Annotated in this window: 23 protein-coding genes; 9 read left to right on the top strand and 14 right to left on the bottom strand. The window is 71.9% G+C overall.

Annotated features, from left to right (window positions below):
* Window positions 1-67 precede the first annotated feature (67 nt).
* The 8 genes from ACIBKY_RS11400 to ACIBKY_RS11365 form a co-directional block, all read right to left on the bottom strand.
* A complete protein-coding gene (locus ACIBKY_RS11400) occupies window positions 68-424 on the bottom strand; it encodes an arsenate reductase family protein (RefSeq protein ID WP_397096464.1) in 357 nt (118 codons plus the stop codon).
* A gap of 87 nt (window positions 425-511) precedes the next feature.
* Entirely contained in the window at window positions 512-1,690 is a 1,179-nt protein-coding gene (locus ACIBKY_RS11395; protein ID WP_397096463.1) for a Dyp-type peroxidase, read from the bottom strand.
* A complete protein-coding gene (locus ACIBKY_RS11390; protein WP_397096461.1) occupies window positions 1,683-2,264 on the bottom strand; it encodes a copper chaperone PCu(A)C in 582 nt (193 codons plus the stop codon). Before ACIBKY_RS11390 ends, ACIBKY_RS11395 begins: the two co-directional genes overlap by 8 nt.
* A gap of 629 nt (window positions 2,265-2,893) precedes the next feature.
* The gene (locus ACIBKY_RS11385) at window positions 2,894-3,439 is read right to left on the bottom strand and encodes an MFS transporter (RefSeq protein WP_397096460.1); all 546 of its coding nucleotides are present in this window, start codon (window positions 3,437-3,439) and stop codon (window positions 2,894-2,896) included.
* 251 nt (window positions 3,440-3,690) lie between these two features.
* Window positions 3,691-4,245, bottom strand: coding sequence for a hypothetical protein (locus ACIBKY_RS11380; RefSeq protein WP_397096458.1), 555 nt, complete (start codon window positions 4,243-4,245; stop codon window positions 3,691-3,693).
* A 330-nt stretch (window positions 4,246-4,575) separates the two neighbouring features.
* Window positions 4,576-5,985 carry an FGGY family carbohydrate kinase gene (locus ACIBKY_RS11375; protein ID WP_397096457.1) on the bottom strand — a complete coding sequence of 470 codons (1,410 nt, stop codon included), beginning with the start codon at window positions 5,983-5,985 and terminating at the stop codon, window positions 4,576-4,578.
* The gene (xylA, locus tag ACIBKY_RS11370; RefSeq protein WP_397096455.1) at window positions 5,985-7,133 is read right to left on the bottom strand and encodes a xylose isomerase; all 1,149 of its coding nucleotides are present in this window, start codon (window positions 7,131-7,133) and stop codon (window positions 5,985-5,987) included. The genes ACIBKY_RS11375 and xylA overlap by 1 nt, the downstream gene beginning before the upstream one ends.
* A gap of 40 nt (window positions 7,134-7,173) precedes the next feature.
* Entirely contained in the window at window positions 7,174-7,875 is a 702-nt protein-coding gene (locus tag ACIBKY_RS11365; RefSeq protein ID WP_397096453.1) for a DUF2470 domain-containing protein, read from the bottom strand.
* Between the two features lie 78 nt (window positions 7,876-7,953).
* On the opposite strand from ACIBKY_RS11365, the gene rpsD reads away from it, so the two are divergent.
* Together rpsD and ACIBKY_RS11355 are read left to right on the top strand one after the other, a co-directional pair.
* Complete coding sequence (gene rpsD / locus ACIBKY_RS11360; RefSeq protein ID WP_397096869.1) at window positions 7,954-8,568, top strand: 30S ribosomal protein S4; 615 nt, start codon at window positions 7,954-7,956, stop codon at window positions 8,566-8,568.
* A gap of 2 nt (window positions 8,569-8,570) precedes the next feature.
* Window positions 8,571-9,791, top strand: coding sequence for a low temperature requirement protein A (locus tag ACIBKY_RS11355; RefSeq protein ID WP_397096451.1), 1,221 nt, complete (start codon window positions 8,571-8,573; stop codon window positions 9,789-9,791).
* Between the two features lie 52 nt (window positions 9,792-9,843).
* On the opposite strand, the gene ACIBKY_RS11350 is transcribed toward ACIBKY_RS11355, so the two are convergent.
* Window positions 9,844-11,880 (bottom strand): spermidine synthase, encoded by a 2,037-nt coding sequence (locus tag ACIBKY_RS11350; RefSeq protein ID WP_397096449.1) that lies wholly within the window; start codon window positions 11,878-11,880, stop codon window positions 9,844-9,846.
* Window positions 11,881-12,063: 183 nt separating this feature from the next.
* On the opposite strand from ACIBKY_RS11350, the gene ACIBKY_RS11345 reads away from it, so the two are divergent.
* Together ACIBKY_RS11345 and ACIBKY_RS11340 are read left to right on the top strand one after the other, a co-directional pair.
* Window positions 12,064-13,422 carry a S8 family peptidase gene (locus ACIBKY_RS11345; protein WP_397096448.1) on the top strand — a complete coding sequence of 453 codons (1,359 nt, stop codon included), beginning with the start codon at window positions 12,064-12,066 and terminating at the stop codon, window positions 13,420-13,422.
* Between the two features lie 5 nt (window positions 13,423-13,427).
* Window positions 13,428-13,694: a hypothetical protein gene (locus ACIBKY_RS11340; protein ID WP_397096447.1), complete on the top strand. Its 267-nt coding sequence runs from the start codon at window positions 13,428-13,430 to the stop codon at window positions 13,692-13,694.
* On the opposite strand, the gene ACIBKY_RS11335 is transcribed toward ACIBKY_RS11340, so the two are convergent.
* Together ACIBKY_RS11335 and ACIBKY_RS11330 are read right to left on the bottom strand one after the other, a co-directional pair.
* Window positions 13,639-14,376 (bottom strand): ABC transporter permease, encoded by a 738-nt coding sequence (locus tag ACIBKY_RS11335; RefSeq protein WP_397096446.1) that lies wholly within the window; start codon window positions 14,374-14,376, stop codon window positions 13,639-13,641. The genes ACIBKY_RS11340 and ACIBKY_RS11335 overlap by 56 nt on opposite strands.
* Window positions 14,373-15,110, bottom strand: coding sequence for an ABC transporter ATP-binding protein (locus ACIBKY_RS11330; protein ID WP_397096444.1), 738 nt, complete (start codon window positions 15,108-15,110; stop codon window positions 14,373-14,375). Before ACIBKY_RS11330 ends, ACIBKY_RS11335 begins: the two co-directional genes overlap by 4 nt.
* 46 nt (window positions 15,111-15,156) lie before the next feature.
* Here ACIBKY_RS11330 and ACIBKY_RS11325 point away from each other — a divergent pair, with 46 nt between their 5' ends.
* Complete coding sequence (locus ACIBKY_RS11325; protein WP_397096442.1) at window positions 15,157-15,801, top strand: TetR/AcrR family transcriptional regulator; 645 nt, start codon at window positions 15,157-15,159, stop codon at window positions 15,799-15,801.
* On the opposite strand, the gene ACIBKY_RS11320 is transcribed toward ACIBKY_RS11325, so the two are convergent.
* The gene (locus ACIBKY_RS11320; RefSeq protein ID WP_397096440.1) at window positions 15,791-16,096 is read right to left on the bottom strand and encodes a DUF4190 domain-containing protein; all 306 of its coding nucleotides are present in this window, start codon (window positions 16,094-16,096) and stop codon (window positions 15,791-15,793) included. The genes ACIBKY_RS11325 and ACIBKY_RS11320 overlap by 11 nt on opposite strands.
* 64 nt (window positions 16,097-16,160) lie before the next feature.
* Here ACIBKY_RS11320 and ACIBKY_RS11315 point away from each other — a divergent pair, with 64 nt between their 5' ends.
* Entirely contained in the window at window positions 16,161-16,622 is a 462-nt protein-coding gene (locus ACIBKY_RS11315) for a nitroreductase family deazaflavin-dependent oxidoreductase (RefSeq protein ID WP_397096438.1), read from the top strand.
* A gap of 75 nt (window positions 16,623-16,697) precedes the next feature.
* The gene (locus ACIBKY_RS11310) at window positions 16,698-17,519 is read left to right on the top strand and encodes an ion transporter (RefSeq protein WP_397096436.1); all 822 of its coding nucleotides are present in this window, start codon (window positions 16,698-16,700) and stop codon (window positions 17,517-17,519) included.
* On the opposite strand, the gene ACIBKY_RS11305 is transcribed toward ACIBKY_RS11310, so the two are convergent.
* Entirely contained in the window at window positions 17,516-19,069 is a 1,554-nt protein-coding gene (locus ACIBKY_RS11305; RefSeq protein ID WP_397096434.1) for an LCP family protein, read from the bottom strand. The genes ACIBKY_RS11310 and ACIBKY_RS11305 overlap by 4 nt on opposite strands.
* A 131-nt stretch (window positions 19,070-19,200) precedes the next feature.
* Window positions 19,201-20,214 carry a neutral zinc metallopeptidase gene (locus tag ACIBKY_RS11300; RefSeq protein WP_397096432.1) on the bottom strand — a complete coding sequence of 338 codons (1,014 nt, stop codon included), beginning with the start codon at window positions 20,212-20,214 and terminating at the stop codon, window positions 19,201-19,203.
* Window positions 20,215-20,846: 632 nt separating this feature from the next.
* Between ACIBKY_RS11300 and ACIBKY_RS11295 the strand changes: the two genes are divergently transcribed.
* Both ACIBKY_RS11295 and folP read left to right on the top strand, forming a co-directional pair.
* Window positions 20,847-21,716, top strand: coding sequence for a LysR substrate-binding domain-containing protein (locus ACIBKY_RS11295; protein ID WP_379616385.1), 870 nt, complete (start codon window positions 20,847-20,849; stop codon window positions 21,714-21,716).
* A 294-nt stretch (window positions 21,717-22,010) separates the two neighbouring features.
* On the top strand, window positions 22,011-22,844 hold the full coding sequence (gene folP, locus ACIBKY_RS11290) for a dihydropteroate synthase (protein WP_397096429.1): 834 nt from the start codon (window positions 22,011-22,013) through the stop codon (window positions 22,842-22,844).
* Window positions 22,845-22,853: the final 9 nt, after the last annotated feature.

The following is a 22,853-nucleotide window of genomic DNA, read 5'->3' as shown; positions in this document are numbered from 1 at the left end:
CTCACGGCTGCGATCACCGCTCCGGTCCTCACGGCTGTGATCATTGCGGCGGCTCTCGCGGCGGTGATCATTGTGGCGGGAGGACGGAGCGGACGGCCTCTTCCGTCCGGCCGATCACCGCGTGGCCGTCGTCGGCGGTGATGATGGGGCGCTGGATGAGGATCGGGTGCTCGGCCAGCGCCCGGATCCAGCGGTCGCGGCTGCCCGGATCGCGGGGCCAGGAGGCCATGTCCCCGGCGGCGTCCTCGCCGGTGCGGGTGATGTCCCAGGGCTCCAGGCCGAGGCGGGAGAGCACCTCGCGGATCTCCGCCTCGGTGGGCGGGTCGTCCAGGTAGCGGCGGACGGTGTACTCGGCCTGCTCGGCGTCCAGCAGGGAGATCGCCGACCGGCACTTCGAGCAGGCGGGGTTGATCCAGATCTCCATGCCGGAAGAATAGGGCGCCCCTCGCGGAGAGGCGCCCCATTCTTCCGGCCCCACGCGTTCTTCCGGCCCACGCGCAGGTCCCTTGCCTCAGCCCAGCAGGCCCTGGCCCACCCAGCCGGACTCCTCGCAGCCCGGCGGGATGTAGAAGACCGCGGACCCGATCGGCGTCGTCCACTCGTTGAGCAGATCCGCCTTGGCTAGGCGGCGCTGCACCGGTGTGAACTGCCGCGCCACGTCCGCCTGGTAGGCGGCGAACAGCAGCCCGGTGTCCTCTTCGTCGTAGTTGTACACGCGGCGGAACATCCGCAGCCCGGGGTCCTGGGTGTGCGCCCGCCGGATGTGCGCGTACTCCGAGATCACCGGGAAGCCGATCGCGTTGACCTTGGCGAAGTCGGCCTCGTCGTGCTCGGCCCGCCCGCTCAGCGGAGCGCCGTTGTCCAGCCGCCGCCCCACCGTGAACTCCTTGGCCACCCGGTCCGTGGCGTCCCAGGAGTCCATGAGCATCCGGATCCGGCGCAGGACCAGCATGGTGCCGCCGGCCAGCGGCCCGTCCGCGATCCACACGGCCCGCTCGAACTCCGGCGTCCCCGGCTTGGGGTTGACCGTCCCGTCGAGCTGCCCCATGAGGTTGCGCTGGGTCAGCCCCGGCCGCTGCACCGCCTGCCGGAACCCGCGCTGCACCCACCTGACCTTCGTGAACGACGCGGTGTCCTTCACGATCATGCGCAGCGCGTGGGCCAGCGTGACCGGATCGTCGCAGCAGATCTGCAGCAGCAGATCGCCCTCCGACCACCGGTCCTCCAGCCGATCCACGGAGAACCTCGGCAACTGACCGGGCCCGCCCTTGACGCCCGCCGCCCGGAACAGCCCCGGCCCGAACCCGAACGTCACCGTCAGCCGCGCGGGCAGCGCCGCCAGTTCGGGCTCGGTGTCGGCCAGCGCGCCGCGGCCCTGGGTGAGCCGCCGGGCGTCGTCGGTGAGCAGCCGCATCAGCCTGCCGAGCGCCTCCCTGCCGACGCCCTTGCGCAGATCGAGCCCGGCGAACGCGGCGTGGGCCTGGGGCGTGGTGGCGACGCCCGCCTGCCGGGCCCCGTGAAACGGCTCCACGGCCGCGCCGTCGACGCCCTGCCCGGAACCGTTGGCGGCCTGGGCGCCGGCCGGGAGACCCCCGGCGAGCGCACCCGTCGCGACCAGGCCACCCGCCGCCGCCCCACCGGCGAGTACGCGGCGGCGGGAGATCCCGGCAGGGCGCTCGCCGTCACTCATGGCCCGGCTGGTACTTCTCGTTGGCACCGGCGAAGTCCTTGCCCACGGCCTTGAACGTCATCGTGCCGCCGTCCTTGAACGTCAGCGTGAAGCCCACCTCCGAACCCGGCTTCACCGGGGTGGTGACGTCCATCAGCATGATGTGGTCGCCACCGGGCTTGAGCTCCAGCTTCCCGCCCGCCGGGATCGTGAAGCCGCCCTCCTTGGGCCGCATGGTCATCTGCGTGCCCTCGCCGACCGTCTCGTGAAGCTCCACCGTGGGTGCGCCGGTGGAGGCGGCGGAGACGATCGTGATCGCGGCGGCGGAGGGATTGGCGATGGTGCCGAAGGCGGCGGTCATGCCGCTCTTCGTGGTCTTGATCCAGGGATCGGTGATGGTCAGCGGGCCCGCGGTGCCGGGCGTGGCCTCCCCGCCGGGACCGGTGGGCGTGCCAGAGGCGGCACTGGAGGCGGCGCTGGAGGCGGCGCCGGTGGGCGCGTTGCCGGCGGGGGCGGCTGAGGTGGCCTGCTGCCCACCGCAGGCGGCGACCGCGGCGGTGGCCACGACGGCCAGGAGGGCATGACGGATACGCATGATGAGGTCTCTCTTCCAGTAGTCCAGAAATTTCGGGCAATCAACACCCACGCCAGCCCGCAGCGGACCCGGCCCGGACACACCCTCAGCCCGGCAGCCCGGCAGCCCGGCAGCCCGGCAGCCCGGCAGCCCGGCAGCCCGGTGGCCTGGTGGCCTGGCGGCCCGGCAACCCGGTGGCCTGGTGGCCCAGCGCCCCGGCGGCCCGGCAACCCGGTGGCCCGGCGCCCCGGTGGCCTGGCAGCCCGGTGGTCCGGTAGCCCGGTGGTCCGGTAGCGCGGCGGCCTGGGCGAGCCCACTGCCCGGTAGCCCGGCGGTCCGGTGGACCGGCGGCGGGGCGACCCTCGGCGCGGGGCTCACGCCCCCACGGCACGCCCAGGCGAGCTCGAGCCCCGCGACTGCCGCGGGTTGAGCCATCTGGCCGGTCGTGTCGTGAGCCGGCGGTCGCCGATGGAGGCATGGCCCGTCGGCCGGGGCCACCACGGCCTCCGCGTTGGTCGTGGCGCGGACCCCGCGTCACCGTTGGTCGTGGCGCGGACTCGCGTCAGCCCGGCCACAGCGGTTGCCGGGCTCGGAGGCGACGTCAGGGGTGCCCGGGGGCGAAGGGGTTCCGGACCAGGGGTCCGGGAGGGTCAGGCGGGGAGGAAGAGAGGTGGGCCCCGGCCCGAGAGGGTGTGTTCCAGGAGGGCGGAGCGGGGCGTGGGGGGCTCCGCGTGCCGTACCGGAGAGGAAGGTCCTTCCGTCACGGGTACGGCCGGCAGAAGGCCGAGCCGCACCAGCACGCGGCGGAACAGTCCCCACAGCGCGGCCTCGCCCCGCGACAGCCACAGCGCCGTCAGGCCGATCGCCCACCCGTGCATCACGAGCATGCCCAGCCCCGGCACCAGCCCCGAGTGCGCGTGCCCGCCCTGGACGGCCACCGGCGCCGCGTCGTGCAGCATCGAGAACATCACGTGCAGAACGGCCTGCACCACGACCAGCAGCGCCAGAATCCCACCGGCCGAACGTTCCCGCCCCGTCAGCGGCAACGCCGCCAGCAGCGACAACGCGATGGCCGCCACCGCGCCGGGAAGCGCCACGGTGGCGCCGGCCACGACATGCGCGCCCATGCCGAGCCCCGCACACACCGCGGCGAACGCCACGGCACGCACCAGGCGGAACGGCAGGGAGGCAGGCATAGTGCCCGCCATCATCCCAGAGCCACCCTCCACTCGCGACCCCACCCCCGGCCCTCCTGCCCCCGGAACCGCCACGCACCGCCACGCAGGGCCGTGCCGGGCCGGGCTGGGGAGCGCCGCGCCGGGGTCGTGCCGCGCCGCGCCGCGCCGCGCCAGGCCGCGCCGGGCTGGGCCGGGCTGTGTCGGGTCGGGCCGGGTCGGCGTCAGGTGAGGTGCTGTCCTGGTCCGTCGTTGGTGGGGTTGTGGGGGTGTCAGCGGTTGCGGGGCTGGTTGCCGGGCTTCTTGCCCGGGGTGCGGGTCTTGGTGGGCCTGGGCTTGGTGGGTTTGGTCTTGGTGGGGGTCGGGGCGGCCGAGGGGTGGGGTTCCGCGGGAGGGAGGGTGACGGGGGGCGGGGCGGCGGTGGTCTGGGCGCTGGGGCCGATGGGGGTGACGTCGGAAGGGGAGTTCGCGCCGGTGTCGGCCGGGCTCGGGGGCACCAGGGTGGGGCGGCGGGACTCGCGGGTGGCCATGGGGGTGCGCGACGGAGGGTGGCCGACCACCGGGGTCTGTGGGTGGGTGTGGGCCGGGGAGGGGGTGGGGTGCGCGCGGGACGGGCGGGGTGTGGACGAGGGTGTGGCCTCGGCGTGGGCGGTCTTCTGGCCGGGGTCACCTGGATGGCCGGGAGAGCCCGGCCAGCCGACGGCGTTCAGGGAGGCGCCACCGAGCGCGCCCCGGGCCAGGACGGCCGCCGTCGCCAGCAGGAGCACCCCAAGGAGTACTCCGGCGATCATCAGGGCCCGGCTCGCGCGAGGACGCGTCTCGTTCACAGCCGCCGATGGTAGTCACTCGCGGGGCGAATGCCCACACAAGGCTCACAGCGGGCCGTGATCGGGGGCTGGCATTCTGATGGGTCCGCGCGGGCCGGGCGTGGTGCGGACAGGTCCGGCCCGCGCGCCCACCAGCCCGTACCACTCCGGTCCAGGCCGTTCCCTGCCTTCTCGCCGCGCGTGGCCGCCCGTGGGGGATAGGGGCCCCAGGGGTGCGGGAGGCCGGTGGGGCGTGAGAAGCTCCACGGGGTACGGCAGGCGGTCAGCCGTGACGCCTGCCGTACCCGAAGACGAAGCCCGGCCACCAGGGAGCGGCCCGCACGCCAGCGGCTAGCGGCCGAGGGCGTGCCGGTAGCGGTCGCGGATCGCCGGTAGCGGGGCCGCCGCGTGCTCGGTGGTCCCGGGCGTGGGCCAGTCCGGAGGGTCGGGGGCGCCGGACAGCGCCCAGGCGGCCTGTCGGGCGGCGCCCCTGGCCACGTACTCCTGGGGCGCGGGCACCGCCACCGGGCGGCCGAACACGGCCGGAGCGATCTCCCGCACCGCGCGGGAGCCGGCTCCGCCGCCGATCAGCAGGACGCGTTCGCCCTGGACCGGCAGTGCCTCCAGCGCGTCGGCCAGGTGGCAGAGCAGCCCTTCGACCGCGGCCCTGGCCAGGTGCCCGGGCGTGGCGGTGCGCAGGGTGAGGCCGTGCAGGGAGCCGGTGGCGCCGGGCAGGTTCGGGGTGCGCTCGCCCTCCAGGTACGGCACCAGCACCAGCCCATCGGCCCCGCCCGGAGCCGCGAGGGCCAGCGCGTCCAGGCGCGCGAGGCCGGTGCCGAGCATGGCGGCCGCGGCCTCCAGCACGCGGGCGGCGTTGAGCGTGCACACCAGCGGCAGGAAGCGCCCCGTGGCGTCGGCGAACCCCGCCACCACCCCGCCCGGGTCCGCGCCGGGCCGGTCGGCGACGGCGAACGCGGTCCCCGAGGTGCCGATCGACACGACCACGTCACCGGGGCGCAACCCGAGGCCGAGGGCCGCGGCCATGTTGTCACCGGTCCCCGCCGCGACCAGCAGGCCGCCCGCCTCCCCGGCCGCCTCGGCCGGTCCCAGCACCCGGGGCAACGCCGGACGGCTTCCCATGGCCAGCTCCAGCAGGTCATACCGGTACGACCCGGTGAACGGCGACCAGTACCCGGTGCCCGACGCGTCCCCCCGATCGGAGGTGAGCCGCTCCGGCGGGAGCGCGTGGGGCCGCTCCACCGGAGAACCGGCCCGGGACGCGTCACCCAGCAATCGCCAGGTCAGCCAGTCGTGCGGCAGGCACACCGCGGCCGTCCGCCGGGCATGGTCCGGCTCGTGCTCGGCCAGCCACCGCACCTTGGAAACGGTGAACGAGGCCAGCGGCACGAGCCCCACCGCGCCCGCCCAGGCCGCGGCCCCGCCCAGCTCGCCGACCAGATCGCGGGCGGCGCCGGCCGAGCGGGTGTCGTTCCACAACAACGCGTCCCGCACGACATTTCCGGACTCGTCCAGGCAGACCATTCCATGCTGCTGCCCGGCCACCCCGACGGCGGCCACGTCGTCAAGCCCGCCCGCCTCGGCGACGGCCAGGGCCAGGGCCTCCCACCAGGCCGCCGGATCCACCGAGGTCCCCTCCGGGTGAGCGGCACGCCCCTGCCGTACCAGCCGCCCGGAGGCGGCGTCGAGCACCACCACCTTGCAGCTCTGCGTGGAGGAGTCCACCCCCGCCACCAGCGGCATCAGCGCACCCCGAGCAGATGCTCCAGCGCGAGCTGGCCGAGGCGCGAGGCGTGCAGCCCGCGCGCCGCGGCGCCGTCGAGGTCGAAGCCGGGATCCTCCAGCGTGGCCAGCGTCTCGCCGGGCGCCAGCGTCGGCTCGGCCAGCCGCCCGACCCGGGAGTCGCGCAGCGCCTCCAGCACCTCGGGGTCGGCGCGGAAGCGGCGCGCCTTCTCCCGCAGGATCAGGTACGTGCGCATGTTGGCCGCGGCCGAGACCCACACGTCCTCGGCGTCCTCGGTGCGCGCGGGCTTGTAGTCGAAGTGCCGGGGCCCGGTGTAGCCGCCGTGCTCCAGCAGGTCCACCAGGAAGAAGGCGTTCTTGACGTCGCCGTGGCCGAAGACCAGGTCCTGGTCGTACCGGGGGCCGTGCTGGCCGTTGAGGTCGATGTGGAAGAGCTTGCCGTGCCACAGGGCCTGCGCGATGCCGTGGGTGACGTTGAGCCCGGCCATCTGCTCGTGGCCGACCTCGGGGTTGAGGCCGACCATCTCCGGGCGCTCCAGCTCGCCGATGAACGCCAGCGCGTGCCCGATCGTCGGCAGCAGGATGTCGCCACGCGGCTCGTTCGGCTTGGGCTCGATGGCGAAGCGCAGGTCGTAGCCCTGCTCGGCGACGTACGCGCAGAGCAGGTCGAGCGCCTCCTTGTAGCGCGCCAGCGCCGAGCGCACGTCCTTGGCCGCGTCGGACTCCGCGCCCTCGCGCCCGCCCCAGCAGACGTACACGCTCGCGCCGAGCGAGGCGGCCAGGTCGAGGTTGCGCCGGACCTTGCGCAGCGCGTACCGGCGGATGTCGCGGTCGTTGCTGGTGAACGCGCCGTCCTTGAAGACCGGGTGCGTGAACAGGTTCGTCGTGGCCATGGGCACCTTGAGCCCGGTCTCGGCCAGCGCCTTGGTGAACGCGGCCACGGCCCGGTCGCGGTCGGGTTCGACGGCGAGCAGGTCGTCGTCGTGGAAGGTCACGCCGTAGGCGCCGAGCTCGGCCAGGCGGTGCAGGCTCTCCACCGGGTCGAGCGGCGCCCGCGTGGCGTCCCCGAACGGGTCGCGGGCCGGCCAGCCCACGGTCCACAGGCCGAAGGTGAAGCGGTCGTCGGGGGTGGGGGTGTAGGCGTCCAAAGCGGCCTCCCGATCATGTGCGCTTCAGCACTTCATATCATCAGCAAGCGCAGATCAGCCCTCTCAGGGCGGTCTCGAGGCAGGTGCCGGTCTGGGCGGGCACGGGCCACGGGAAGCGCACCAGCGTGTCGTCCACGCGCACGGTCGCGCCGTAGCGGTCCAGCTCCCACAGCCACGCCTCACCGACCGGCGTGCCCAGATGCGCGGCCACGGCGCCCTGGAGCTGCGCGCGGTGCGACTCGTTCAGGTGGGCGAGCACCCGCTCGGCGGTCTCGGCCAGCGGGTCGGGCTCTGCCTCCAGGTACTCGTCGGCGTCGAGCACGCCGGAGTCCTGGCCGGTCAGGTAGACGACCTGGGCGACGTCCATTCTCATGAGCTGGGGAGCGCCGGGCTCGCCGTACCGCTCGATGGCCTCGAACAGGTCCTCGTCGGCGCAGGCGGCGGCGACCGCGACGGCGGCGGCGCGCGTGTCCTCCTCCGGTACGGCCAGCACCCACCCCTGCACCTCGACCAGCCCGCGCGGATGCTCGACGGCGCCCAGCAGCCGGGTGGCGGTGAGGTTGACCGCGATCACCGCGTCGCCCTCCAGGCCGTGCAGGCGCTCGCCCGGCTTGACCAGCAGCACGGGACGGCCCTGTTCGTCCACGCCGCCGCGGGCGGGGAAGGGGACGCCGTCGAGGGTGAGCCTGGCGACGCCGGCTCCGGAGGCGAGGGTGCGGATGCGTTCCGCGATCGGCGGCATGCAGGTCTCCTTGAGTTCACACGCTGTAGTAGGTTAGCCTTGCCTTAGTAAGCATTACCTAACCACATTGAGGTGAACATGCGCTACACCGGGCCGAAGGTGCGGCTGTCGCGACGGGCAGGCGTCCCTCTGACCAGGAAAGCCGTGCGGTACTTCGAGGCGCGGCCGTACCCGCCCGGAGAGCACGGCAGGAAGACCAGCCGCCGCAACACCGGCGACTACGGCATGCGGCTCATGGAGAAGCAGAAGCTGCGCTGGTACTACGACGTCTCCGAGCGTCAGCTGCGCCGCTACTGGGACCTCGCGGTACGCAAGGAAGGCGCGTCGGGCGCCGAGCTGGTGACCCTGCTGGAGACCCGCCTGGCCTCCCTCGTGCTGCGAGCCGGGCTCGCTCCGTCGATCTACGCCGCCCGCCAGTACGTCAACCACGGCCACATCACCGTGGACGGCCGCAAGGTCGACATCCCGAGCTACCTCGTCAAGCCCGGCCAGGTCATCGCCGTGCGCCAGAAGTCGCGCACGATGCAGCCGTTCGTGGCCGCGGCCGAGGGCATCTACGCCGACGACCGCCCCGCCGGATACCTCTCCGTCGACCTGTCCGACCTGCGCTTCACGCTGGTGAGCAAGCCGCAGCGCGAGCAGATCGCCATCCCCGTCGAGGAGCAGCTCGTGGTGGAGTTCTATTCTCGGTAGGCGTGAGTGACGTAGGCGCGACTGAGACGGCGGACCGCCACGCGAGCTGGCTCGAGCTCTTCTTCGACCTGGTCGTCGTCGTGGCGGTGGCCCAGCTGGCCCACCGCCTGCTCCATCCGACCTGGCCGGACGTCGCGCTGTTCGTGATGCTCTACTACGCGATCTGGAGCATCTGGACCTCCTTCACGATCTACGCCAACGTCCGCGCGGACAAGACCCGCACCCGCGCGATGCTGGTCGGCATGTTCGGCATCGCGGTGATGGCCGCCGCCGCGCCCGACGTGGCGCACGCCGTGCCCGGCGGCGGCAACCACGACAACTGGTTCGCCGCCGCCTACGTCGTCTGCCGGCTCAGCGGCTCCCGCTCGATCCAGAGCTCGGGCGCGGTGCTGACGTCGTGGCCCACCGCCCAGTTCAGCGCCGGGCTGGCCCCCTGGATCATCTCCTTCTGGGTCGACGCCCCGGGCACCTACTGGCTGTGGGCGCTCGGCATCCTGTTCGACCTGATCTTCACCCTCCAGCACGCCCGCCACCCCGAACGGCTCCTCCAGGGGCTGAGGGCGCAGGCCGACCGGCTCAAGAAGCGCGCGGGGCGGCACGACGGCGACAGCCGCCGCCCACCGCGCGAGATACCCGTCCCCTACGAGGCCGTCCTGCACACCGCGCATCTCGGTGAACGGCTCGGCCTGTTCGTGATCATCGTGCTCGGCGAGGCGGTCATGCAGATCGTCGTCGAGGCCGGTGGCCAGGACTGGAGCACCGAGCTCAGGCTCGCCGCCGCGGGCTCGTTCGCGCTCGTCGTGTGCCTGTGGTGGGTGACGCTGCAACACGGCGTGACCGCCGTGCCCGAGGCGAGCGAGCGGGGCCTGCCGGCGTCCGTCGCGCTGCCCGCCCACTACGTCATGACCGCCGGGCTCGTCGCGGCGGCGGCCGGGCTCGGGGCCGCCGTGGCCCATCCCGTCGAGCACCTGCACCCCGGCATCCGGTGGGTGCTGTGCGCGGGCCTCGCCGTGTACTTCGCCGCCTCCGCCGTGATCGGCATCGCCACCGGGGCGCGGCGGCTGTGGATCTGGGCGTGGGCGCTGCCGGCCACCGCCGTGCCTGTGCTGCTGGGGCTGCTGGGCGGGCCGCTGCCCGCCTGGGCGGTCGTCGCGGTCCTGCTCGTGGCCGCCCTGTGGCGGGTCGCCTACCGCCCGCCCGCCACAGCTCCGTCCCCCGCCTGAGCCGCCGCCCTCAGACGGGAGCGCACCGCCCTCAGACGAGAGCGCGCCGCCCTCACACGAGGGCGGCGTTCTTGCGCGGCAGCAGGACGAAGGCGCCCAGGTAGATCAGCCCGGCCACGATGAGCAGGCTCTGGTAGCCGATCACCAGCGCCACGTACTCCATGCAGCCGCCGACCATCGCGCCCAGCAGGTTGGCGCCGAAGGACGTCGTGGCGTCGGCGGAGTCGGCGAACCGCTTGGCGAACACCACGTTCGCCGCGAAGATCGGCAGGAAGGCGACCGTCACCGCCGCCACCGCGCGCAGCGGCGTGGGCAACGACAGCAGCCACGCGTTCGGCACCAGCCAGGCCAGGACGAGGCCGGCCAGCAGCACGCCGTACATCACCCTCAGGGGAGGGGTGCGGAAGCGGCGGGTCACCTCGACGGCGGCGAGCACGGCGACCAGGACCCCGGCGAAGACGACCGCGTTGACCACCCACGTCGTGCCGAACAGCAGCGCGAAGCCCGTCACGCTCTTGGTCTCCAGGAGCAGGAACCCCACGCCGAGCAGGAAGAGATCCGCGTAAGGGCGCATTCTCCGGTATGGCCCCGCCACCACCCGCACCGCCAGCAGGCTGACGAGGAGGATGAGGCCCAGCGTGATCAGGTAGATCGCCGGGATCGTCCGGTCCTTCAGATACAGGAAGGGCCGGTCGTCGGGCGCCGGAGCGGGCGTCCCGGCGGCCGCGCCCGCCCATTCGGTGGCGCAGCGCTGGGCCTGCGGCGTGACGCCCGAGGTGATGACGGCCTGGTGCCCGGCGGTGCTGACCACGTCCACGCAGGGTTTGTGGCCGAAGGCGCTCTGCACGGTGGAGGCCAGCCGGTCCACCAGCCAGCTCTCGCGATAGTAGTTGTACATGGAGAACGCGCCGCCCGGCTTGAGCCGTTCACGGGCGGCCTTGATCGCCTCCTCGGTGAACAGATAGCTCTCCAGCCGCAGCGAGCTGGCCCCGGGCACCAGCGTGAGCGAGTCGGGCAGCGCGAACAGGATCAGGTCGAACCTGCGGTCGGTCTGCTCCAGAAAGGCGCGTCCGTCGGTGATGTGCGTGGTCACGCGCGGATCGGAGTAGGGCTTGTCGGGATGCAGCTCGCCGCCGAGCTGGCGCAGCTTGGGGTCGATCTCGACCGCGTCGACCGAGGTGGCCCCCTTCGACAGCGCGATGGCCACGTCGGTACCGCTGCCCGCGCCCACGATGAGCACCTCGCGCGGCGGCGCGGCGGCCCGCTCGTACGGCAGCGCGTACTGCCGCTCGATCTGCAGCCGGGTCTCGGCCGGCATGGCCTGCTGGTGCGGGATGCCGTTGACCGAGATGTCGTAGACGGGCATCTGGTACGGCATCCGCTTGTAGGTCACCTTGTAGTACGGCGACCACAGGGCCCCCGCCGTGACGCTCTCGGCGGCCAGCAGCCCGGCCACGAGCATGGCGGGCAACGCCACCAGCCCCCAGTACGGCACCCACGGCTTCGGCGTCAGCAGCAGCAGGAAGCAGACGGCCGCGATCGTCCCCCAGACCACGGGCGGCGCCGACAGGAACGACAGGCCGGTGAAGACGCCGATGCCGGTGAGGCTGCCGATCAGGTCGTAGCGGTAGGCCTCCAGCCGGGGCAGCTCGGGGAAGCAGCGCCCGACCAGCTCGGCCGGTCCCATGAGCGCCAGCGCGGCGGCCACGAACACGATGGGCAGCGTGACCCAGGCCGGCGGCCCCTCCATGGACAGGCTCGTCCAGTACAGGACGCCCTCGGTGTCGCGGTTGACGGTCACGGGGAAGGCCAGCACCACGCTGACCAGCACCGCGAGCACGACCGGCGAATAGTACGGCTGCCGCTTGGTCCGCCCGACCCGCAGGAATCCCAGCCCGATGCCGAGGAAAGAGCCGAGCAGGACAAAGTTCGTGAAATAACTCAAATGAACGATATTTGAGCCTGTCCACCGGATCAGCGCGAGTTCGAGGAAAAGCATGAACGCGCTGGCGAGTACGAGGCGCGGCCGCACGGCCAGCCAATGCTCGGAAGCGGACTCCTGAGGGGCGGCCTGCACCTGGGTGGTCATGACGACTCACCGTAGTTTACGGACCGAAACCGGGGAAGGCTGACGCCCCAGAACAAATGTCGTCCTGTTAGTGAGTTATGAGGTGTTTAAGCAGGTCAAACCTGTGACGATGCGCTGGACGCGCCGCGATGGATGAAGGAATGTTGGGAGGTTCGTTCCCTCCAAACGTTCGGTGGTGTCCCCATGCGGGTTCTGATTCAGCTCCGCCCTTCCCCCGATCTGGTCGCGGCGGTAGCCGACCCCGGCCAGACGGCCACCACGGCAGACGTCGCCGACGGACTGCCCGGAGTCGAGCTCGACTCCGCCTTCGTCCCCGTCGCCGTGCCACGGCCCGTCCCCCTGCCCGGCGGCGACCCTCTCTCGCTCAACCAGCCGCTTGACTTCTCCCTGGCCGCCGAGGACGCCTCGGTGCTCGTGCGCGGCACGATCTCCGACGACGAACTGGCCACCCGCGTCACCATGCTGCCCACGCTCCGCCCCGACGTGGTCGGCGTCTTCGCCGACCCGGTGATCGAGTCCAGCCTGACCTGCGGCGGCGACCCGCCGGTCGGCGACTGGCACGACGTCGAGCGGCTGATCAACGCCGCCGGGCTGGCCGCCGAGGGGCTCGACGGCTCCGGGGTGGCGCTGGCCGTGCTCGACACCGGCATCAACGCCGCGCACGTGGCCAGGCACCTCGGGCGCGGCGTCACCCTCGACGCCGAGCGCAGCTGGAATCCCGCCGGAGTCACCGGACGGCCGGGGGAGTTCGAGGTCGACCACGGCACGATGTGCGCCTTCGACACGCTCATCGGCGCGCCGCAGGCCAGCCTCATCGACATCCCGGTGCTGCTGTCGACCCGTCCGGGCGGCTCGGCGCTCGACGGGCTGCTGTCGGACGCGGTGGCGGCCTTCGCGCACCTGCGCACCGTCCTGGACGACCAGCCCGCCGACTCCAGGTCGCTGGTGATCAGCAACTCCTGGGGGTCGTTCTCGCCCTCCTGGGACTTCCCCGTCGGCCACCCCGGCAACTACTCCGACAACGCCGCCCACCCGTTCAACCTGATCGTGGCCAGTCTCGACCGCGCGGGCGCGGACGTGCTGTTCGCCGCGGGCAACTGCGGGCGCGAGTGCAAGGACGGCCGCTGCGCCTACCCCGACCGGCCCATCGTCGGCGCCAACTCCCACCCGAGGGCGCTGTCGATCGGCGGCGTCGACGTCGGCGGCGAGCGGGTCGGCTACTCCTCGCAGGGACCCGGCCGGCTGACCGCCCGCAAGCCGGACATCTGCGCCTACACCCACTTCTCCGGTTCCAAGGCCTTCGGCGACGCCGAGCCCGACTCCGGCACCTCGGCGGCCTGCCCGGTGGCCGCGGGCCTGGTCGCCGCCGTCCGCACCCGCTGGCCGTCCTCGCGGCTGTCGCCCGCGCAGTTGCGGGCCCTGCTGCGCCGTACGGCCGAGGACCGCAGCGAGGTCGGCTTCGACTACGACTACGGTTACGGCATCGTCGACACCGCGGGGGTCATCGCCGCGCTGCAGCGCAGGGCCAAGAGCGTAGCCTGAGGGCTATGGTCCTCATCACGGTACGGCTGCCGCCGGGCGCGACGCTGGAGGACGCGATCAGCAGGCTCGGCCTGGCCGAGGAAGACGTCGACCTCGCCTACGGGCTGGTGCTCATCGACCCCGACCTCGGCCTGTACGGCCTGCGGGTGACAGAGGAGGCGGGCCGCAGGGCCGGTCCGCCCTTCTCCGACCCCAGGATCGAGCCCTACGGCCCGTCTAGGCGTTCTCGCGATGGAAGACCCGGGCCCCGATCACCAGGCTCGCCGCCGTGAACACCACGACGACGGCGAGGCCGGTGGCGATCGTCGCGTTCCAGTAGTGCCCGGCGAACAACTCCCGCATGGCCTCCAGCACGTGCCGGAACGGGCTGACGCGCGAGAGCGCCTCCAGCCAGCCCGGCGCCATCGACATGGGCAGAAACGCTCCCGACAGCAGCATCAGCGGCACCACCGCCGTCATCATCACCGGGGCGAACAGGTGCTCGTCGAGCGTGAGCGCGGCCGCGTACGACAGCGCCGCCAGGCTCACCCCGAGCACCACGACCAGCACCATCGCCGCCAGCACCCCGGCGATCGGCGCCCGCAGGCCGAGCGCGTAGGCCGCGGCCACCAGCAGCACGGTCTGGATCACCAGCGTGAAGGCGTCGTTGAGCACCCGGCCGAGCAGGAGGGCCAGCCGCGAGGCCGGGGTGACGCGCAGGCGCTCCAGCACGCCCGAGCGCCAGTCGAAGACGATGCCGAACCCGGCCAGGCCCGCGCTGAGCAGCCCGAGCTGGATGATCAGGCCGGGCACGAACGTCTCCCAGTCGCCGAACGTGGCGAAGATCGGCCCGAACAGCACCAGGAAGAACAGCGGCTGGATGGCCGCGACCAGCAGGCCGACCTTGTGGCGCAGGCTGATGCGCGTCGTGTGGTGGAACAGCAGCCAGGTCTCGCGGATCGCGGCGGCGCTCACGCGGGCACCTCCTCTCGCAGCGAGCGGCCGGTGATGTCGAGGAAGGCCTGGTCGAGGGTACGCCCGCCGCTCTTGAGCTGCGACGGGGTGCCTTCGGCGGCCACCACGCCGTGGTCGATGATGACGATGCGGTCGCACAGGGCGTCGGCCTCGTCGAGGTAGTGGGTCGTCAGGAAGACGGTCGCGCCGCCCTCGCGCAGGGCGCGGATGTGGCTCCACAGGTTGGCCCGGCTCTGCGGGTCCAGGCCGGTGGTGGGTTCGTCGAGGAAGAGCAGGACCGGGTCGTGGACCAGGCCGAAGGCGATGTCGAAGCGGCGCCGCTGGCCGCCGGACAGGGCGGCTCCGGGCATCGACTCCAGGCCGGTCAGCTCCAGGCGGGCCAGCACCTCGGCGACCCGGGCACGGGCGGCGGGGCGGGACAGGCCGTACAGCATGGCGTGGAGTTCGAGCTCCTCGCCGGCGGGGCTCGCGGGGCTGAGCCCGCCGTGCTGGGAGACGTAGCCGACGCGGCGGCGTACGGCGCGCGGGTCGGCCAGCAGGTCGTGCCCGGCGACGGTGGCACTGCCGGCGGTGGGGGTGAGCAGCGTGGTGAGCATGCGCATGGTGGTGGTCTTGCCGGCGCCGTTGGGACCGAGGAAGCCGACGATCTCGCCCTCGTCCACGTGGAGGTCGACGCCGCGCACGGCCTCCACCCCGCTCTTGAACGTCTTGCCGAGGCCCTTTGTGGTCAACATATTTTTAGGGTAGCTGAAATTTTGGTGTCACTGCAAACTTGGTAGCATGGACGGCATGGAAGAGGGGCTGCGCGAGCGCAAGAAGCGGGAGACGAGGCAGCGCATCGCGGACATGGCGATGGGGCTGTTCATGATGAGGGGGTTCGAGGATGTGACGGTGGCGGAGGTCGCGCGGGCCGCCGACGTCTCGGTCAACACGGTCTTCAACTACTTCCGCACGAAGGAAGACCTGTTCATGGACCGCTGGGACGAGGTCGAGGACCTGCCGAGCAAGGTCGTGCGCGAGCGACGACCCGGCGAGAGCGTGCTGGCCGCCTTCCGCCGCGACTTCCTCGACGCCCTCGACACGGGCGACTGGCGCTATGGGCTCAACGAGGGCGCCGAGGAGTTCGGCAAGCTGGTCGGCGACAGCCCGTCGCTGATGGCCAGGATGCGGGAGCTGGAGCACTCCACGGACGTACGGCTGGCGCACACGGTGGCCGAGGACGTCGAGGCCGACCCCGACGACCTGTCACCCCGGCTGGTGGCCGCGCAGATCCTGTCGGTCACCCGGCTGCTGTCCAGGCTCGCGGTACGCCGCAAGTGGGCGGGCGAGAGCTGGCGGGAGATCCTTCCCGACGTCAGGAGGCAGGCCGAAGCCGCCTTCGACCTGCTGGAGAACGGGATCGGCCGCTACGGGGTCAGGAGCTGAACGCGCCGGCGAGCAGGGCGAAGCCGAACAGCAGGGCGTACCCGCCGACGATCAGGCTCATGAGGCAGGTGCCGATGATGCCGCAGATGCGGCCGGCGTTCACGTTGCCGCGGTTCTCGTAGTAGTAGCCGCTGGAGTCGATCTCGCGCAGCGCCTTGGTGCCCATCGCCCAGGCGAACGGCCCGAGGAACAGGCAGATCACGAGGCTGAGGATGCCCAGGACGAGGATCGTGGTCCCGTTCGGGTGGGTCATCGGCGGCGGGCCGTAGGGGGAGGGGCCGTGGGGATAAGCCATAGGAGCGTTTTCTACCACATGAGACCGTTGACCGAGCGCTTGCTTGTGTCCTAGCGTGGGCCGGGTGAAGGCGTTCTTCCAGTGGCTGTCGGCGACGTCGTGGTTCCCCAAAGTCGCGCCCGTGGTCGTGCCGCGCATGGACCGCCTCGTGCACCGGCTCACCCGGGGCAGGCTCGCCAGCGACGTGGTCACCCCCGTGCTGCTGCTCGTCACCACCGGCGCCAAGAGCGGCGAGAAGCGCTCATCGCCGCTGGCCTGCCTTCCCGAGCGGGACGGAAGCATGCTCGTCGTGGGCAGCAATTACGGCCGCCCGCAACACCCCTCCTGGACCGGCAATCTGCTCAAGACCCCCGAGGCCGCCGTGAGCTTCCGCGGCGCCACCTTCCCCGTCCTCGCGACCCTGCTGGAGGGCGAGGCGCGGGCCGCCGCCTGGCCGGACCTGCTGGCGATGTGGCCGGTCTACGACCACTACACGCGGGTATCGGGACGGGAGTTACGGGTGTTCCGTCTGACTCCGACACGTTGATCAACTGTTTATCTGCCGTCCATAAGTGTTACGTCATCATGGACGGGTCTTGATCAACCTTTGGGGAGCCTGCACGTGCGTGACCGCATTCGCGCCTGTATCGAACATCAGCGCTTCCAGCGCATCATCATCGCCGTCATCCTCGTCAACGCGGCCACGCTCGGCCTCGAGACCTTCCCCTCGGTCGTCGCCGCGTACGGCACGGCCCTGCGCCTCATCGACCACGCCGCCCTCTACGTCTTCGTCGCCGAACTGCTGGCCAAGCTCTACGTGGAGCGTTCCCGGTTCTTCCGCGACCCGTGGAACCTCTTCGACGCCCTCATCGTCGGCGTCGCACTGGCCCCCGCGAGCGGCAACCTGTCCGTGCTGCGGGCCCTGCGGGTCCTGCGCGCGCTGCGCCTCATCTCCGCCGTCCCGAGCCTGCGGCGGGTCGTGTCCGCCTTACTCCGCGCCATGCCGGGGATGAGCTCCATCGTCGTGCTCCTGGCGCTGGTCCTGTACGTGGCCGCGGTCATGAGCACCAAGCTGTACGGCGCCACCGCCCCCGGCTACTTCGGCGACCTGCAGACGTCCCTGTTCACGTTGTTCCAGACCATGACCGGCGAGGCGTGGCCCGACATCGCCCGCGAGGTCATGGCCGTCCACCCGGGCGCGTGGGTGTTCTTCGTGGTCTTCATCCTGCTGTGCTCGTTCGTGGTGCTGAACCTGTTCATGGCGGTGGTCGTCAGCGCCATGGAGGAGGAGTCGGCCGAGGAGCGGGCCGAGCTGGAGAGCCACGCCGAGATGTCGGCCCGGCTGATCCTGGACGAGCTCGCCGCGCTGCGCAGGGAGGTGGCCGAGTTGCGCGACTCCAACGGCCTGTGGCCCGACGAGGCCGGCTCACCGGCGGGCCGCTAGTTCAGGCCGCAGAGTTCCGACAGGCTCTTGGCGGACTTGTTGGTGTTGCGGGTCGGGGTCTCGGTCGGGCCGGCGGCGCCGTTCCTCGTGGGGGTGCCGGAGGCCGAGGGGGCGGCCGAGGCGTTGGCGACCTGCGTCTTGCGGGCCGGCTTGAGCGAGTCGGTGAGCGCCTTGGCCGACGCCTTGCGGATCTTGATCCAGTCGGGGCGGCCCGAGTAGAACTCCGGCGGCACGAACTGCAGGCTGGTGATCCTGGCCCCCTTCACCTTCACGGCCAGGTTGACCAGGTGCTCCAGCAGTTCGTGCGGGATGTTCGTCGAGGCCATGCGCTTGGCGGCGCGGGCGACCTTCTCGAAGTTGGTCAGCACCTTCATGGGCGTGGCCTGCTGGGCGAAGGCGCCGATGACGCAGCGCTGGCGGGCCATGCGGGAGAAGTCGTCGCTGCCCACGCGGGAGCGGCCGTACCACAGGGCCTCCTCGCCGGACAGGACGCGGGTACCGGCCTTGATGGTGCCGGCGGTGCCGTAGAGGCCGCCCCAGGGGATGTCCCGCTCGACGCGGATCTTGAGGCCGCCGATGGCGTCGACCAGGTACGCGAAGCCGTACATGTTGACCAGGGCGTAGTAGTCGATCTTGAGGCCCAGGGTCTGGCCGATGGCGTCCATGAGGACGCGGTGGCCCTTGTTCTTGCCGCCGGCGAGCTGCGGGTTGTCGTTGGCGAACTTCCAGACCTCGTTGAGGAGGCCGCCGTTGGGCAGTTCCGCCTGGAAGCCGTTGGGGAAGTGCCTGGCCATCGGGGTGCCGGCCGGGAAGCGTACGTGCTGCAGGTTGCGCGGGAGGCTGAACAGCACCGTGTTGCCGGTCTGCACGTGCACGCTGGCCACGGTCATGCTGTCGGTGCGCACCCCGTCGCGGTTGCCCGCGCCGTCGCCTCCGACCAGCAGGAAGTTGACGCGGTCGCGGCCGTTCCAGGGGTCCTCCTGCTTGACCGGCGCGATGTCGGGGTCCTTCTGGCCGCTGGGGAAGATCTGCTGGAGCGCGTCCTGGCCGCTCATCACGAGCTGGGCGGTCAGGGCGAAGGGCGACATGACGGCGACGCCGAGGATGCCGACGGCGATGCCGGAGACGATCTGCCCCTGCTGCCCGAGCTTGCTGGGCCCCAGCGCGATGTAGGAGGCGAGCATGAGCGCGAACCACGCCAGCGCGCCCACCGCCGCGATGACCGTGATCGCGGTCGTCCAGCCGAGGAAGATGCCGGGCCGGGTCATGTTGATCAGGACGATGGCCAGCGCGGTCAGCAGGATGACGGCGTAGACGCCGATGAGGATCAGCCCGGGACGACGGCGCCCGGCGCGCAGGTGCGCGGCGCCGGGCACGAGGACGGAGAGCATCGTCCAGCCGAGGACGGAGGCGAGCGTGAGTGGCTTGGCGAAGCGGGGGGCGGCGGACCTGGGCGCGCCCTCCCCGGCCGGCCGGGCGCCGCGGGTGCGGCGTGTTGCCCGCCGTTTCCTGTCCGCGGGCACGGTGCCGACCTCTTCGTCCTTCGTCACACCGGCTCCTTCAAGCATTTACCAGGCAAAACCCATGACTTTGCCCCCGGTTGCACAAGATTGCCAGATTCTAGCCCCCATAAAGGGACATCACAGACAACTGGCCAATCTGAGATGAACGAAGGATGACCTCAGGAGGTCGAGGACGAAGAGGCCATCCAGGTGTTGCACTGGAGGGCCTGGTTGCGGTCCCAGCCCTGGCGGAACCAGCGGTGGTTGTTGGCCGGAGAGCCGTGGTCGCGGGGGTATCCGGGATGGTCGCCGACCCGGGAGTAGAACCAGAAGAGCTTGGCGCGGTTGCCCGTGCTGATCGGGTAACTGGGCGCCACGGCCTTCATGAACATGCCGCCGAAACAGGTGGCCTGGAGCTCCAGCCTCCTGCTCAATGCCAGCTTCCCGCTGCGGCTGGTGGAGTCCAGGGTCCTGGACCACCAGGAGTTCATGACGCCGGAGATGTTCTGCACGTGGTGGCCGTACTCGTGGGCCATCATGCTGATGATCGCCCCGTTCCACGGCACGATCTGGCCGTAGCCGAGGGCGTTGCCGTTCCCCTTGGCCATGGCCGAGGTGGAGGCGTAGATGGTGTTGTTGCGCGGGCAGTAGTAGGGCACGATGCTGCCCGGCGACGGGTAGTCCCCGCAGGCGCCCCGGCCGCGCTTGGCGGCGATCGCGTAGCCCGGCGGGCTCCAGTCGATGCCCTGGCGCTTCAGGATCGGCCCCCACGCCTGGTCCATGCACCTGCCCGTCTTCAGGATCAGCGCCTTGAGCTGGCTGTGGCTGAAGATGCTGGCGTTGCCGGCCCGGCAGGTCGTGCGCGGCAGCGCGCCCGCCCGGTACATGGAGTTGGTCTTCAGGCTCGTGTCGAGCTTCACCTGCGCGGGCGGGTTGACCGTCTCGGAGTCCTCCGGCCGGGTCTCGGAGTCCTCGGGCCGGGTCTCGGTGTCCTCGGGCCGGGTCTCGGTGGGCGTCGGGCGCCGGGTGGGCCGGATCGGCTCTCTGGTGTGGCTGCGCGTCGGCGGCGTGTAGGTCGGCACCGCGATCGGCGTCGAGGTCTCGGTCCGTGACCCGCCGCCCATGAGCAGCGCGGAGCCGACCACGAGCAGCACCCCGATCACCGCCACCACGCCGAAGACCGCGCCGAGCACGGCGGCCGTGCCGCCCTGCTTCTTGCGCTGCGGCTGCGGCCACTGCCGGAACTGCCCCGGCGGCGGTGGCGGTGGCGGCCACCCGCCCTGCGGGGGCCGGGGCGGCTGCGGGTACGGCTGCTGCCGCTGATAGGGGGGCTGCCCTTGCGGCTGTCCGTAAAGAGGCTGCTGGTAGGGCGGTTGTGCTTGCGGCTGTCCGTAAGGGGGGCGGCCCTGGGGCGGCGCGGGAGGGCTCTGTGGCGGCCGGCCTTGGGGCGGCGCGGGCCTGGGGCCGGCCGGCGGCGGGTACGGCGGGCGCCCCTGTGGCGGAGGCGGCGGGTAGGGCGGCCCCTGGGGCGGCGACGGCTGTTCCTGCGGCTTTCCGTAGCCGGGAGGCGGCCACGGACGGGACGGCGGAATCTGGGGCCGTCCCTGTCCGTGGGGTGGCGGTGGGTGCTGCCCGTTCCCCGTCACCGTGAACCCCCTTCACCCCGTTGCCGACAAGACCGGACCTTTGCCGAATTTGGGGCAGAAGCATACTGATTTATCACCCGTCACGGATGTGGGCGTACTCGGTTACGGTCCGAAATCATTCGAGGTGATCTCCGCTATGTGCCGGACCGGGCGGGGGCTGTTGTCCTAGCTTCAGTGGCATGAATCTGCAGCAGCTCCGCTATGTGGTCGCAACTGCGGAGCACCGCACAATGACCGACGCGGCCAGATCGCTCTACATCGCGCAACCTGCGCTTTCGCGGGCGATTCGGGACCTTGAACGCGAGCTGGGCATGACGCTTTTCGCGCGTTCGGGTCGGGGCGTCGTGGTCACGGCGCAGGGCAGGAGAGTCATCAAGCTGGCAAGGGAGGCACTCGATGCCGTAAGCGAGATCGAAGCGCTCGCGAGCCACGGCGGATCCCCTGAGGTGGAGCTGCGGATCGCCGCCACTCCCAGCCTGGAAGCCGGACTGGCGGGCCGGTTGGTGCCCGCCTACACCGCCGAGCATCCAGGGGTTCGCGTGCAGATCGTGCGATGTGACGGCCGCGACGGAGTCGTCACGGCCATCAGGGAGGCCAGGGCCGACCTCGGCCTGACGGACCTCCCGGTCCCCACGGACCTGATCACCCACCCGCTGGAACGGCAGGAGATCGTGCTGATCTCCCCGCCGGGCCTCGACCTGCCGGATCCGGTCCCCATGGGCCGCCTCCACGGCATGCGCCTGGCACTGCCCGCACGAGGATCGTTGCGGCGCAGGGAGCTGGACGCCATGTTCGGCAAGTTCGCGGTCACCCCGGTGGTGGTGCTCGAGACCGACGAGCGCAACGGCTGGCTGAACGCGGTCAGAACGGGACAGGCCTCCCTGCTGTGGTATCGGGGCCTGGCCGAGATGGCCGTCCGCGCGGGCCTGGTCGTGCGCTCCTTGGAACCCGCGGTGCGGCGCGTCATCGCCGTCGTGCACGCCCGCAAGAGACTGCCGCTGAGCGCCCAGGACTTCCTGGCGACGGCGGAGAAGGGAAGTGCCGCCTAACATCCTGTGCATGACCCGACTACCGACTGCCTTCCCGGACGCATGCGCGACCCACGTCCGTGAGGCGGGCCCGCCACCCGGCCAGGGCGGAGGGGATCCGGTATCCGCGACGGGACGGGGCCTCAGGCCCCAGATGACAAGGTTCCAGTTCGAAGCAGCCGGCCCGCGCGCCGGCCTGGACGACCCGGACGCGGCCCCGCAAGGTCTGCCGGCGCACTTTGCCGGTAAGGGGATAGGCCTCGCGGGCCGACGCGCCCGTCCCGGTCGCCCCCTCGGCGGACGGCGGAACCTCTGATGAGCGGGACGCTGCGCCTGGGAGAGCGCACCTTCGCCCCCGGAGAGTTCGCCATCATGGCGGTGGTCAACCGCACGCCGGACTCCTTCTACGACAAAGGCCGCACGTACGGCTTCGCCGCCGCGCTCGACGCCGTGGACCGGGCCGTGGCCGGAGGCGCCGACATCGTCGACATCGGCGGCGTCAAGGCGGGCCCCGGCGACGACGTCGACGCCACCGAGGAGATCCGCCGCGTGGCCGACCTGGTCGAGGCGGTGCGCGAACGTCACCCCGGCCTCCTGATCAGCGTCGACACCTGGCGTGCCGAAGTGGGCGAGGTGGTCGCCCGCGCCGGTGCCCATCTGCTCAACGACACCTGGGGCGGCGTCGACCCCGGCCTCGCGGAGGTGGCCGCCCGCCACGGCACGGGCCTGGTGTGCGCGCACGCCGGACGCGTGGAGCCACGCACCCGCCCGCACCGCATCGCCTACGCCGACGTGGTGGACGACGTCATCGGCTACACCGTCGGCCTGGCCGAGCGCGCCGTTGCCGCGGGTGTTGCCCGCGACGCGATCCTCATCGATCCGGCCCACGACTTCGGCAAGAACACCTTCCACTCGCTGGAGGTCAGCAGGCGCCTGGACGAGATGGTGGCCACGCGCTGGCCCGTCCTCGTGGCGGTGTCCAACAAGGACTTCGTCGGCGAGACGCTCGGCGGGCTGCCGGTGGATCGGCGGCACGCGGGGACCATCGCCACCCTCGCCGTTTCCGCGCTCCAGGGAGCCCGGGTCTTCCGGGTGCACGATGCCGCCTCCGCCCGATCCGCACTCGCCGAGATAGCTCGGCTCGCGTAGTATCCCCGT

The organism is Nonomuraea sp. NPDC050394, assembly GCF_044459065.1.
Classification (GTDB): domain Bacteria; phylum Actinomycetota; class Actinomycetes; order Streptosporangiales; family Streptosporangiaceae; genus Nonomuraea.
The sequence above is the reverse complement of the archived record's forward strand: the minus strand, read 5'-3'. Positions and strand labels throughout refer to the sequence as shown.